The 12,693-nt window shown below is 73.2% G+C and carries 11 protein-coding genes; 3 read left to right on the top strand and 8 right to left on the bottom strand.

Going from position 1 to position 12,693, the window contains the following annotated elements; all coding sequences use genetic code 11:
- Positions 1-7 precede the first annotated feature (7 nt).
- From LX12_RS07455 to LX12_RS07430, 6 genes are all read right to left on the bottom strand, one after another.
- Positions 8-1,516, bottom strand: a complete 1,509-nt coding sequence (locus tag LX12_RS07455) for a condensation domain-containing protein (RefSeq protein WP_253653922.1) — start codon at positions 1,514-1,516, stop codon at positions 8-10.
- Between the two features lie 279 nt (positions 1,517-1,795).
- Complete coding sequence (locus LX12_RS07450) at positions 1,796-2,842, bottom strand: alpha/beta hydrolase (protein ID WP_253653921.1); 1,047 nt, start codon at positions 2,840-2,842, stop codon at positions 1,796-1,798.
- A 74-nt stretch (positions 2,843-2,916) separates the two neighbouring features.
- Entirely contained in the window at positions 2,917-4,212 is a 1,296-nt protein-coding gene (locus tag LX12_RS07445) for a glycosyltransferase (protein WP_253653920.1), read from the bottom strand.
- 31 nt (positions 4,213-4,243) lie between these two features.
- Positions 4,244-5,578: a hypothetical protein gene (locus tag LX12_RS21925; protein ID WP_301284343.1), complete on the bottom strand. Its 1,335-nt coding sequence runs from the start codon at positions 5,576-5,578 to the stop codon at positions 4,244-4,246.
- A 47-nt stretch (positions 5,579-5,625) separates the two neighbouring features.
- On the bottom strand, positions 5,626-6,453 hold the full coding sequence (locus tag LX12_RS07435) for an ABC transporter permease (RefSeq protein ID WP_253653919.1): 828 nt from the start codon (positions 6,451-6,453) through the stop codon (positions 5,626-5,628).
- Entirely contained in the window at positions 6,450-7,583 is a 1,134-nt protein-coding gene (locus tag LX12_RS07430; protein ID WP_253653918.1) for an ATP-binding cassette domain-containing protein, read from the bottom strand. The genes LX12_RS07435 and LX12_RS07430 overlap by 4 nt, the downstream gene beginning before the upstream one ends.
- Before the next feature lie 191 nt (positions 7,584-7,774).
- On the opposite strand from LX12_RS07430, the gene LX12_RS07425 reads away from it, so the two are divergent.
- The 3 genes from LX12_RS07425 to LX12_RS07415 are packed head-to-tail and all read left to right on the top strand — an operon-like array spanning position 7,775 to position 11,795.
- Positions 7,775-9,118, top strand: a complete 1,344-nt coding sequence (locus LX12_RS07425) for a hypothetical protein (protein WP_253653917.1) — start codon at positions 7,775-7,777, stop codon at positions 9,116-9,118.
- Positions 9,091-10,479 carry a hypothetical protein gene (locus LX12_RS07420; protein ID WP_253653916.1) on the top strand — a complete coding sequence of 463 codons (1,389 nt, stop codon included), beginning with the start codon at positions 9,091-9,093 and terminating at the stop codon, positions 10,477-10,479. The genes LX12_RS07425 and LX12_RS07420 overlap by 28 nt, the downstream gene beginning before the upstream one ends.
- The gene (locus LX12_RS07415; RefSeq protein ID WP_253653915.1) at positions 10,476-11,795 is read left to right on the top strand and encodes a hypothetical protein; all 1,320 of its coding nucleotides are present in this window, start codon (positions 10,476-10,478) and stop codon (positions 11,793-11,795) included. Before LX12_RS07420 ends, LX12_RS07415 begins: the two co-directional genes overlap by 4 nt.
- Here the strand turns inward: LX12_RS07415 and LX12_RS07410 are convergent.
- Both LX12_RS07410 and LX12_RS07405 read right to left on the bottom strand, forming a co-directional pair.
- Positions 11,769-12,437 (bottom strand): Maf family protein, encoded by a 669-nt coding sequence (locus LX12_RS07410; RefSeq protein WP_301284367.1) that lies wholly within the window; start codon positions 12,435-12,437, stop codon positions 11,769-11,771. The two genes, LX12_RS07415 and LX12_RS07410, sit on opposite strands and share 27 nt — an antisense overlap.
- Positions 12,434-12,676: an acyl-CoA carboxylase subunit epsilon gene (locus tag LX12_RS07405; protein WP_253653913.1), complete on the bottom strand. Its 243-nt coding sequence runs from the start codon at positions 12,674-12,676 to the stop codon at positions 12,434-12,436. Before LX12_RS07405 ends, LX12_RS07410 begins: the two co-directional genes overlap by 4 nt.
- Positions 12,677-12,693 lie beyond the last annotated feature (17 nt).

The raw sequence follows: 12,693 nt of genomic DNA, 5'->3' as shown, positions 1-12,693 counted from the left end.
GCCTGGGTCACGCGCCGCCGACCGATCCCGGCTCCCCCGCGCCGACGGTGCGCTGCGGCTCGGCGAACGTCGTGTCGCCACGCTCGACGACCTCGAGCAGCACCTGCTCGAACGCCCGGAGGAAACGGTGCACTCGCGTCGCCCCGGGGTGGGTGCTCGGGAACCTGGCCGACAGGTTGGTGCCGGTGTTGATCCGGTTGATCCAGAAGTAGACCTCGTCGGACGAGCGGGTCGCGCTGCGGAGCACCCGCGCGTCCATCTCGTCCCACGCGTCCGCACCCTCGGCGCCCCGCAGGTCGATGTAGGAGACGACGAACTGCGGCGGTGTGCGGTGACCGATCAGCTCGGCGATCGGGTGGAACGGTACGGTGCCGAGTTCCTTGTGTTCCCGCGACGTCTCGGCGACCGGGCCGATCGCGGCCCCGAAGGTGTCGGCGGCGCCGGGACGCAGGTGGACCGGGACAAGCCCCACGAACCACCCCGCGGCCTCACCCCACTGCAGCTCGGTGCGGGTGTGGACCGGGCTGATGAAACGCAGGTCGGAGCAACCGGTGACACGCTGGTTGGCGATGCACAGCGCCGTGTGGATGCCGGCCTGCATGTTCGCGCCCAGCGCCTTGCAGGCGCGGTTGAAGCGGTCGGTCTGTTCCGGGTCGAGCAGCCAGCGCGACAGGCTCGACTGGTACGGCGGCAGGGTGGCGCCGGCGACGACGTCGTCGTGGTCGACGTCGGGGGCGACCGGGAACGCGGGCATCGGGTCGGGCTGGCTCGCGCAGGACGCGTCGGAGCGCGGTGAGAGGAACTGGGCCCAGCGGGTGACCTCCGCCGTCTCCCGGTCGAGACGCGACCCGTGGTCGCGCTCGGCGTGGGAGAAGTCCAGGTAGCTGCCGAAGACGCCGAGCGAGTCGTCGCGGCCGGTCAGTGCGGCCTCGTAGAGCCGGGTCAGTTCCTTGATGGCGAAGACCTGCGTGTAGGCGTCCATCACGGTGTGATCGGCGCCGAAGACGAGGAGGAACGACTCGGCGTCGTCGGTCGGCTCGACGGTGACGACCAGGCAGTGCGGCCACCGCAGCGGGTTGATCCGGGTGTTGAAGATGTGGTCGACGCGCAGGTAGACGCGGGTGCTGCTGGACGGTTCGGCGTCACGTCGGGCGGCGACGTCCACCTTGTCGGCGGCGATGATCCGCCGGGTGAACTCGTCCTCACGCGCCGGCTCGCCCTCGGCGACGTCACGGGTGTGGTCGAGGGCCGACCGGAACGCCTCGTGCCGGGCGTACCAGCGGCGCAGGGTGGTGGCCATCGCGTCCCGGTCGAGCCGGTGGCCGATGCGGAACGCGGTCCCGATCCACTCGCTGTGCCAGTCGTCACCGATCTCGACGGCGCGGCGCGCGTGCTCGAGGTGTGCGTAGGACAACCGACGGTCGTCGGTGGTCCAGTCGCCCTCCTCGGCGGTCGGCGTCCACTCGGTGACCACACCCGCGGGAAGTGGGTAGTCGGCGAGTTCGGTGTATTCCATCGACGATCTCCTCGGGACTCGAGACAACCGGGTGGAGCGGGAGGGGAGGGCAGATCCGCGAGCGGCGGTGCCGGCGGTCGGACGAACGGTGTCCGGACTCGAAAACCGTAACGCCTCGGCGTCGAATTTTCGCGTCGGAAGAGATCTTTAGCAGGTCGAACTCACGGTGCACAACACGATTCGGTCATGGGACATCGTCATGCGCTGCACATTTGTGGGTTGTCACCACATGACGTGTGAGCGAGTCCGAATCGAGATTTGCTGCACGAATATCCGGGTTTATCCGGCGATCCGGAGTCCACGCGCCACGACGGGCCAGCTCTTGTGCAGCTGGTCCTGCCAGTACGGCCAGGAATGCGATCCGCGCGGTTCGAAGTCGAACGTCGCCGGGATACGGCGGGCGGCCAGCGTGTCCGCGAGACGGTGGGTGCAGAAGTTGGCACCCGCCTCGATGCCGCCACCCACGATCAGCCGGTCCGTCGGGTTGGTGTTGCCCGGGTAGTTCGGTGCCTCGTAGGGCCCGGGGAGACCGCTGCCGACGGAGACGTAGACAGACGTCCCCCGTAGGCCCTCGGCGTGCAGCAGGACGTCGTGCGCGGCCCACGCCGGGTCGGACGGGGGGCCCCACATGTTGTCGGCGTTGCCGCCGAACGCGGCGACGATCGCCCGCGGGACGGACTGCGACGCGAGGTCGGCCGTCGAGTAACAGCCGCTGAAGGACGACACCGACCGGAAGAACCCCGGGTTGCGTGCGGCCAGCATCAGAGCCGACCCCGCACCCATCGACAGGCCGCCGATCCCGCGGATCCCGTTGCCGGAGAACCGCTTCTCGAGCAGCGGCGGCAGCTCCCTGGTCAGGAACGTCTCCCACCTGTACCGTCCGAGCTTCGGGTCGTCCCGGTACCAGTCGGTGTAGAAGCTGCCGTTGCCGGCGAGCGGCAGCGCGACCGTCACGTTCTTGTCGCGGAAGAAGTTCACCGCATCGGTCTTGCGCAGCCACATGCTGTTCGTCGGGTCCTCCTCACCGAGCCCGCTGAGCATGGTCAGCGTGGGGCGCGGGCCGCGGTCGACGGCGGGGACGAGCACCTGCACCTTGATCGTCTTCGCCATCGACGGCGCGTAGACGTAGACGCCGTACTGGGTGGGGCCCTCGGTCTCGACGCGCTCGATGGTGGGCGCCGCGGGGGCGGCGGAGGCCACCCCCAGGGCGGGGGCGGCGCCGACGAGGGCGGCGGCGATGGCCGTCACCGTGACCAGTCGGCGGACCGGTGTGGTGAACGGACGGGAAATTCCGCGTGACACACGGAATCCGACGGAGAAGGGCATTGATGTCCTTAGCGTGAAGAGGTCGGGCCACAGTCTGGCACACGCCTGTGTGATCGGCGACAGGACCGAATTGTTCACCGAACTGATCCCGCGGTTGCATCGATCATGTCCGCGGCAACTCGGACAGAATCCCGCACATCGATCATTTTTCCGGCGAAAGACCGCGCGCTGTTCGTGCATTCGTCCGTCAGGGCGGTCTCGACGGCGGACCCCAGGCGCCGCGCGTCGCCGAGGGCTCGGACGGGCAGCGTGGACCCCAGACCGCGCTCGGCGACGACGCGACCCCACAGCGGCTGGTCCGCGCTGAACGAGGCCACGACCATCGGTGTGCCCGCGCGGAGACAGGCCGCGGTGGTGCCGGCGCCGCCGTGGTGGACGGCGGCCGCGCACCGCGGCAGCACCCGGCTGTGGTCGACCGCGTCGGTCACCCGGACCGCGCCCTCGGCGATGTCGGCGGCGGTGACGGCATCACGGGCCGCCGTGCCGTTCGGGCCCGCGCACAGCAGCACCCGTCGGCCCTGCGCGGCGATCGCGGCGAGCAGATGGCCGTAGGAGGCGACCGGGTCCCGCAGCGGCATGCTGCCGAACCCGACGTACACCGGCGGGTCGCCGTCGTCGAGCCACGAGTCGGTCTCGTCGCCGTCCGAGGACCCGCCGGGAGGGCCGTCGACGAGGTCGACGAAGCCGACGAGGGGGCGTAGATCGCCCCACTCCGCGACGAGGTCGTCGAAGAGGGCCGGTTCGTACGCCTGGATCTCGGGCAGGCCCGCCGCGGCCAGGCGACCGCCGAGTGGTCCGGCGGCCGGTGGCATGCCGAGCCGCGAGCGCAGGGCGTCGTCGGCCGCACGTGCCGACGACCGCCAGTAGAACCGGTCGACGGCCCACCACATCGCGCCGGTGAGACGCCCCGGGGGGATGGACTGCAGCGGACCCAGCGGGACGCGCACGGCACGGTTCGGCCGGATCGGGCAGAAGTGGACGGGGGTGAACCGTGCCCCGTGGTGGTCGGCGACCGTGGCGCCACGTTCCTGCCCGAGCGGACCGGTCACGACGACGTCGGCGCCGTCGGCCATCGCGAGCAGTCGGTCGTCCATCGTCCCGGCGCCGAACTCCGTGACCTGCCGGATCGCCCGCGATCGCGTCCGCGGGTCGCGCGACTTCAGGTCCCGCGCGATGAGATCGGACGCGAGCAGGTCCGCCGTGTCGGGTGCGAACTCCTGCGCCGGCACACCGCACGCGGCCGCGAGCGGGAGGAGGTTGACCGGCACGCCGACGACGACGTCGTGGCCTCGGTCGCGCAGCTCGCGTGCCACCGCGAGAAGGGGTTGGACGTCCCCGCGGCTGCCGTTGGCCGCGACGGTGACCTTCATCGGTGCACCCGTCGGCCCCGGTGGTCGCGCCTCACCACGGGCGGGCCTCCAGGCCGCGGCGGTTCAGTTCGGCGCGCACGGCACCGTCGAGGACGTCGGGTCCGAGTCCGTCGGGGTCGAGTCCGACCACCGACAGGGTCGTGGTCCCGGCGGCGTCGTTGACCCAGGCCGCGAGCCCTCCGCGCAGCGACCGCAGGCGTGCGGTCGTGATCGACTGCGTGGTCGACCGGGTGACGACGGCGTCCGCGCGTGCGGGGTCCCCGAACCCCGCGACCGTCGGGTCCACCCGTCCGAGACTCGAGGCGAGGGCCAGCGGCGTCGTCGCACCGCGACTCAGGGCCGCGACGGCGCGGTCGCCGAGGGCCTGCATGACCGGTTGCAACCGCACGAACGTCGTGGGTCGGCTGGTGCGTGCGGTGTAGACGTCCTTGGTGAGCCGGCGGATGGCGGCCAGGTCGCCGTCCAGCGCGGCCGCGGCCGGAACGTCCACCGACAGGCCGATGGTCGCGTTGGCGCGTACGTCGTCGGGTTCGCGCGTCGACATCGGTACCGACACGCGCACCACGTCGTCGCGGTCGGCACGACCGGCCGCCACGATCAGGCCGACCACCACCGCGACGAACAGGGCGGTCGAGGACCCGCCGTCGCGGGTGGCGGCCCGGTCCCAGTCCTCGGTGTCGACGCTGACGACGGAGAACGGCGCGATGGCCGGACCCCGCTCGGGTGCGTCGGCGGGCAGGACCCGGGACGACGCGGCGGTGACGACCTCGTCGGACGCGGTGGTGGTGGTGGGGGTGCCGGTGACGCGGTCGCGCACGATCGCCGCGACCGATCCCGCGATCGTCACCGACCGGTGCACCGCCTCGCGGGCCTGGTCGACCGGCGACGGCGACGCCGCGGCGAAGACGGTGTCGTCGTCGGTGAGCGCCTCGGCGAACGCGGTCAGCGCGGCGAGGCCGTCACCCACGGCATGGGACAGGCAGACCGAGACCAGCGCGCCCGCTCCGGCCGTCGGTGCCGCCCGCAGTTCCCACACCGGTCCGTGCGCGAGATCGAACGGACGTGCCGCGGCCGCGTCGATCCACGCCACGGCCTGCCCGGCGGGGACGGGGGTCTCCTCGACGTGGACTCCGCCGGTCACCGCACCGCCGGCCACCCAGTGGTCGCGGACGAGCGGGATCCGACTGCGTCGCACCAGGCGGGCGATGCGCCCCCGACCGAGTCGGTCGGCGAAACGGTCGAGTTCCGCCCGCGACGGCATCTCCGTCAGACGCCACACCATCTGGTTGACGACCGGGACGCCGAGGGCGGCGTCCATCCGGATGAAGAGGTCGTCGTCGACGGTGGTGCGCAGCACGCGGGTCACTGCGGGTGGGTCCTCTCTGTCGTCGACCGCGCCGCCGGCGACGCGGGTCAGAGCTTCTTCAGGTAGATCCTCACGGTCAGCGGTGCCAGCCCCGCGATCAGGACGACCGAACCGAACAGCGACCAGCCCAGGTGCTCGTCGACCCGACCCTGCGCCGCGAGGAGGCGGACCGCCGAGATCAGCTGCGAGAGCGGGTTGATCTCGGTGACGGTCTGCATCCACGACGGCATGGTCTGCGGCGGCACGAAGGCGTTCGACATGAACCCCAACACCGTCAGGATCAGTGCCGAGAACCCCTGCACCGCGGACGCTTTGGACAGCATGACGCCCATGAGGGCGAACAGCCAGCTGAGCGCGAAGGCGGAGAAGACCACCAGCACGACGGCGGCGAGGGTCCCCGGGACGCTCCCCGGCCGATATCCCATGACCAGCCCGACCGTGAGCGTGAGACAGGCGGCGATGAGATACCGCAGGTTCGCGGCGACGAGCGATCCCGACAGCGGCGCGATGCGGGCGATCGGCAACGACACGAACCGGTCGAAGACACCCTTGTCCATGTCCTCGCGCAGCTGGATGCCGACGACGACTGTCGAGGTGGTCACGACGTTGACGAGCACACCGGGGATGAGGATCGGCAGGTAGCCGCTCACGCCGCCGGCGATCACGCCGCCGAAGATGCTCGCGAACATGACCGTGAACACGACCGGGACGATCGTCACGTCGACGAGCAACTGTGGGTTGTGCTTGAACTTCAACAGCCCCCGGCGGGCCATCGTCAGGGTGTCGCGCACCGCCTTCGGCACGGAGATGCGTTCGACGACTCCCGCGACCGGGATGTCCCCGAACCCCGGTGTCCGGGTGTCGGCGACGCTCATGCCGGTCTCGCCTCGTCGGTGAGGGCGAGGAAGACGTCGTCGAGAGACGGTGTGTGGACGCCGAACTCGCCCACCCCGATCCGTTCGGCGGTCAGGGCCGCGATCACCTGCGCGGCGCGGGCGGAGTCCGGGACCGGCCCCGTCAGCGCCCCGGTGCGGGTGTCGACGTCGACAGGGGCGTGCAGCAGCGACCGCATCGTCGACGCGGCCCGCTCCGACTGGTGGGGATCGATCAGGCGGATCGAGAGCGAGAAGTCGCCGACCGAGCGCTTCAGGCTCTCGGGGGTGCCGCGGCCGACGACACGTCCGTGGTCGATGACGACGAGCTGGTCGGCGAGCGCGTCGGCCTCGTCGAGGTACTGGGTGGTGAGCACGACGGTGGTGCCCGCGTCGACGACCGACCGCACGATGTCCCACAGCTGGCTGCGGGTGCGGGGGTCCAGGCCGGTGGTCGGCTCGTCGAGGAACAGCAGCGCCGGGCGCCGGATCATGCTGGCAGCCAGGTCGAGTCGCCGTCGCATGCCGCCCGAGTACGACCGGATCGCACGGTCGCCGGCGTCGGTGAGACCGAACCGGTCGACTAGATCGCGGGCGCGTGCCCGGGCCTCACGTCCCCGCAGCCCGAGCAGGCGACCGAAGATCTCGAGGTTCTCGCGCCCGGTGAGGTCCTCGTCGACCGAGGCGTACTGACCGGTCAGCGCGATGAGACTGCGCACCGCGGTCGCGTCGGCGACGACGTCGCGGCCGAGGACGGTGACGGACCCCGAGGTGGGTCGCAGAAGCGTGGAGAGCATCCGGACCGTCGTGGTCTTGCCGGCACCGTTGGGCCCGAGCAGTCCGCAGACGGTCCCGGCCGGGACGACGAAGTCGATCTCGTCGACGACGCGCCTGCCGTCGAACTCCTTGGTCAGACCGGACACCTCCACGGCCGCGGACGCGGATCGGCCTCGTCGCAGGGCCGTCGCCGCGTCCAGCGGTGGTGTCCACGACGACTCGTCCCGCGGTGTCCACGACGACTCGGCGGGCGGCGCCCACGCCCGGGGCTCGACGGGGCCGTCCGCCGGGTCGGGACGGGCATGCCTGCCCACCCGCGCGGTGCTCGGGGCAGCCCCGTTCGAGGTCGTGGTCATCGGTGGTCCCCCCAAGGGCCTGTGGTGTGACGCGAACAGGCTAGCGGTCGGACCCGTCGTGACGTGATGCAGCGTGACCGATCACGACGTGCAGATCGTGAACCCGCAGGTCCAGCACGCGGAAACGACTGTGGCGCGCGTCATGTCCGCTCATCCGGCGGGCCCGTCGGGCCGCCACTAGTGTCCAGACGATGGCGCAGGCGGCGACCGCGGCCCGGCTCGACGGGCCCGACCTCACCTACTGGTTCGTCGACCGAGCCCTGGGCTGGTCGGTGGTCCTGCAACTGGTCTGGGTCTTCCCCGCCCCTCTCGACGCACGCCTTGTCGACGGCGTCGCCGCGCGCCTGCACGACAGCGTGCTGCACCGTCGGGTCCGTCCTCCGACGGTTCCCGGCGCCCGGCCCCGCTGGGCACCCTCGACGGCGTCGCTGCCCGTCCTCCACGACGACGTGATCCGCGCCGACGCGGTCGCGCGGTGGTCCCGGGACGAGCTGGACGCGGTCGATCTCGACGCGTCCGAGGGTCGGTGCTGGCGGCTCCGGGCGGCACCACTCGACGACGGCGGGCACGCGCTGTCGCTGTGCACCCTGCATCTCGTCACCGACGGTCAGGGGTTCGTCCGTGCGGCCGCCGCGGCGCTCGCATCCGCCGCCCCGGATGCGCGGATCCCCCGTCCGGTCCGTCCGCCGCCCGCGTCCGGCCGACGTGTCGCAGCCGATGCGGTGGACGCCGTCCGGCAGGTCGCGCTGGGGACGGTCGGCCTGGCCCGGGTGCTCGCCGGCGGTCTCCTGCGGCGCAGCGCGCCCGCGCCCGACCCCCGCGGTCCGCGGGCCCCTCTGGCGCAGCGCTCGCCGCAGGCCCGCGTCCGCTGGGCCGTGGTGTCGGTGCCGACCGACGAGTGGCTGGCCGCGGCCCGTCGGCACGACGGCACGGAGAACACGCTGTTCGTCGCGGTGATCGCCGGGGCACTGCGGCGGACCGGAGCGCTGCCACCGGGGGAGCCGGTCAAGGTGGGCATCCCGGTGAGTCGTCGGGCGCAGGACGACGGGCGCGCCAACGCCACCGCCGGGGTCTCGGTCTACCTCGACGCCGCGGCGGAGAAGGACCTCGCCACGGTGCGGTCGCGGTGCAAGGCCGCCTACGTCGCGCTCGACGCGGGTCGTCGCGACCCGACCGTCCATCTGACGCCGCTGGTGACCGTCGTCCCGCCGGGACTCGCCGTGCGGGCGGTCACCGCCGGGAGCGGCATGCCCGACGTCATGACGTCGAACATCGGGTCGTGGGGCGACGACCTGCTGCGTCTCGGTTCGTCGACCGCCCGCGGGGTGGCATTCCGCGGCGACGCCCAGGCGGTCGTCCCGGACCTGCCCTACCGCTTCGGCGACGGACTGCAGTCGTGGGTGCTGCAGGCGGGAGCCGAGACGACGCTGTCCGTCGCCGCGTTCGACGAGTCCGCCGTCCCCGACGCCGGTGTGCTGCACCGCGTCCTGTCCGAGGAGTTGACCGCATGGGGTCTGCCGCACCGCCTGTGGTGACCGCGGCGCCGACCGACGCGCGGGTGACCGGACCCGACGAGACGTTCATGCTCGTCGAGGCGCTCGCGGGCGTGGAGACCCCGATCCAGATGGGGTGGGTGTTCGCGACCGACCCGGGGGAGCAGGCGGTGGCGCGGATCCACGCCCGGCTCGCCGCCGGTCCCGTGCACCGGGCGATCGCGACGACCCGTGTGCCGTTCGCGCGGCACCGGTGGGTCGCCGCCGGCCCGCCCGAACCGATGCGTGCCGATGTCGCCGCCGTCGCGCCCGAGCGCATCTCCCGATGGTTCGCCGACCACCTCGACTCGACGTCGGTGCGACCGACCCGGGGTCGCAGCTGGCACGTCGCCACCGCACCGACCACGGACGGGGGCCGCGTCGTGTCCGTCCTGGCCTCGCACGTCGTATGCGACGGGTCGGGTCTGCGTCGGGCACTGCTCGCCGACGCGATGCCGGTGGGAGCCGGCTCGCTGCGGGGCGGCGTGGCCGACGACCTCCGCGACGCCGGAGGACAACTCGTCGCCGCGCTGCGTGCGGTGGCGCGACTGGCCGCGTCCGCCGTGACGGGTCTGCGGTCGCGTCGGGACGGCGTGCCCGACGGACCGGCCGTCGTCGACCTGGGGCGGCCGTCGCCCGCGCGACCGCTGCCGAGGCCCACGTCCCCGGATCCGGACCCACCCGTCCGCCACCTCCTCGTGACCCTCGACGCCGACGCGCTCGCCGCGCGGGCGGCCGAGCACGGCGGCACCGTCAACACCCTGTTCTGCGCCCTGATCGGCGGGATCGCCCAGCGCGCCGGCATCCCGGACGACGACACCACCGCCATCTGCATCGCGGTGAACCGCCGCGCGGGCGACGACGACGCCCGCGCCAACGCCTCCGGAGGGGTGTGGATCCGTACCCGTGGCGGACTCGACGGACCCGTCGACCTCACCGGCATGCGGTCGCAGACCCGGCGCGCTCTGGCGGAGTACGCCGAGCGCGGCGCGGAGATGTCCGCCGACAACGTGCAGCCCGTCGTCCGGCTGCTGCCGTCCCGCGCGGTGCTCGCGCTGACCGCCCTGATCCCGTCTCCGCACACCACGGTGTCGAACCTCGGGGCCGTCGAGCCCGACCTGCTCCGCATGGGCGGGCAGACCGCGCACGTGCAGTTCACCCGCGCGGCGGTGCGCGGGATGTCCGCCGACGATCGTCGGCGACGATGCCGTCCGGGCCTGCTGGCCTGGCTCACCCACCACGGTGACACCGCGACGATGGCCGTCTGCGGCGTCGACCCCGACCGGTTCGGGGCGCCGGAGGTGCTGCGGGATCTGGTCGAGGCGCAGCTGGACGCGTGGGATCTGCCCCACGCGGTGCTGTGAGCACGTCCCGCCTCGGCGGTACCGACGAGGCCTACCTGCTGCTCGAGTCGACGGTCGGCGTGGTCGCCCCGATGCAGGTCGTTGTCGTGCTCGACGACGACCCCGGGCCCGACGTCGCCCGGGACCTCGTCGACCGTCTGGTCGGCGGCCCCCTCGACCGCGCCGTCCGGCGGCCGACGGTGCCGGGGGCACGACCATCCTGGGTGCGACCGACCGGTGCGGCCTCGACCCGGGTCGACACGACCCCGGTCGACGACGCCGTCGCGTGGGCGCAGCGACATCTGGTGGAGGCGCCGGTCGACGTGGTGGGTGCGCGCGGATGGCAGGTCGCCACCGTGGCCCTCACGACCGGCGGCCGCGCGGTGTCGGTCGTCGCCTCCCACGTCCTCGCCGACGGCCGGCGGTTCGTGCAGACCGTCGCCGACGCCGTCGCGGCGCTCGACCGGACGGCCCCGGTCGACGTGTCCTGCGCGCCCGACGAGCCGGGGTGGGTGCGCCGGGTGATCGCCGACTCCGCCGACGCCGCGGCGGCGGTCGTCGACGCCGTTCGCGCCGCCGACGCGCTGCGCAGGACGCCCTCTGCCGCACCGAAGCCCGCCTCGACCCGCACCGCGCCGACGCGGTCCGGGGCCGTCGACGGCCCGCCGACCCACCACGTCGTCACCCTGGACCTCGCGCGGTGGCGTGCGGCGGCGCACGAGCACGGCGGTACGGCCACGACGCTGCTCGCGGCGGTCGGCGCCGGGCTGGCGCGGCACTCCGGGGTGGTCGCGGCGCGGGGTGGTGCGAACGGACCGGTCCGGGTGACGCTCGCGGTCGACCGGCGTGGCGAGGGGGACTCGACCACCGCCAACACCGCCGGTGGCGTCGCCGTGACGGTGTCCGACGACCCCACGCCCGACACCGGCCTCGCCGTCCTGCGGTCGACGATCCGTGCGGCCCTGCGGGATCCGGCGGGCGACGACGCCGTCGCCCGGATCGCGCGCCTGCTGCCCGCGCGGGTCCTGCGGCGGGTCGTCACGTCCCTCCCGGGCCCCGACGTGTCGGTCTCGCATCTCGGACCGGCGCCGGAGGCATTGCTGACGTGGCGCCACGCGCGGGCGCGGACGGTGCTGGTGCGGGCGGCCGCCCGGTCCGCGGCCCCGCACCTCGCACGACGGATGCTGCCGGGCATCGCACTGTGGGCCGTCGAGCACGGCGACGCGGTCACCGTCACCGTGTGCGCGGTCGACCCGGTCGCCCGCGACGACATCGCGTCGGTCGTCGAGCGGGAACTCGGCCGGTGGGGACTACTGCTGGACGTCCGGAGCGGCTGAGTCCCACACGTCGGCGACGGCGACACCGAGCCGAGCGAACAGACCGCGCACCACGGACAGGCCGATGCCGATGACCGCGGAGTGGTCGCCGTCGATGCCGTCGACGAACCACCCGCCGCGTCCGTCGAGCGTGAACGCGCCGGCCACCTCGAGTGGCTCACCGGTGGCGACGTAGGCGGTCACCGTCGCGTCGTCGATGTCGGCGAAGCGCACTGTGGTCGACGTCGACGCGGACGCGGTCCCCACGACGACGCCGGCGGTCATCCGCAGCACGCTGTGCCCGGTCAGCAGCTCGGCGCTGCGTCCGCGCAGCCGGTGCCACTGCGCCGTCGCCGCGGCGGCGGTGTGGGGTTTGCCGGTCAGTTCGCCGTCGTGGAACAGCATCGAGTCGCAGCCGATGACGACGCAGTCCTCGGCGATGTCGGGGTCCTCGGCGGCCACACGGTCCGCCACCACCCGGGCTTTCGCCTCGGCCAGGGCGGTGACGACGGCGCCTGGTCCCGACGAGGGGTCGACGGTCGCCGCGACCGCGTCCTCGTCGACGTCCGAGACGCGCACGACGGGATCGACGCCGGCGTCGATCAACACCCGCCGCCGCGCCGGGGACGCCGACCCGAGGACGACGCGGACCCGGGCGGTCAGTGGGAGAAGTGCACGTTGAGGAACCCGGTGGGGGCGGGTGCCCACGACGGGCGCAGGCGCTGTTCGGGCGATCCCCAGAGGTTCCGCTCCGGTCGGTCCGGCGCGGGTGTGCCGCCACCGGCCGCCGACAGCACGGCCGTCAGCACGGCGATCTCGACGTCGTCGGGGTTGCCGCGCACGATGCGCAGGGCGGGCCGCGCCGGCGCGTCGTCGGCCGCGGGGGTGGTCTCGTCGCTCACGGTCTCTCCTGAGGGTC

Source organism: Williamsia serinedens (assembly GCF_024171725.1).
In the GTDB taxonomy this organism is placed as follows: domain Bacteria; phylum Actinomycetota; class Actinomycetes; order Mycobacteriales; family Mycobacteriaceae; genus Williamsia_A; species Williamsia_A serinedens.
The sequence above is the reverse complement of the archived record's forward strand: the minus strand, read 5'-3'. Positions and strand labels throughout refer to the sequence as shown.

Bases quoted from the DNA above. Each gene is read 5' to 3' on its own strand.
- LX12_RS07425 (WP_253653917.1), top strand. From the start codon at position 7,775: ATGGCGCAGGCGGCGACCGCGGCCCGGCTCGACGGGCCCGACCTCACC.
- LX12_RS07450 (WP_253653921.1), bottom strand. From the start codon at position 2,842: ATGCCCTTCTCCGTCGGATTCCGTGTGTCACGCGGAATTTCCCGTCCG.
- LX12_RS07420 (WP_253653916.1), top strand. From the start codon at position 9,091: ATGGGGTCTGCCGCACCGCCTGTGGTGACCGCGGCGCCGACCGACGCG.
- LX12_RS07430 (WP_253653918.1), bottom strand. From the start codon at position 7,583: ATGACCACGACCTCGAACGGGGCTGCCCCGAGCACCGCGCGGGTGGGC.
- LX12_RS07435 (WP_253653919.1), bottom strand. From the start codon at position 6,453: ATGAGCGTCGCCGACACCCGGACACCGGGGTTCGGGGACATCCCGGTC.
- LX12_RS07445 (WP_253653920.1), bottom strand. From the start codon at position 4,212: ATGAAGGTCACCGTCGCGGCCAACGGCAGCCGCGGGGACGTCCAACCC.
- LX12_RS07455 (WP_253653922.1), bottom strand. From the start codon at position 1,516: ATGGAATACACCGAACTCGCCGACTACCCACTTCCCGCGGGTGTGGTC.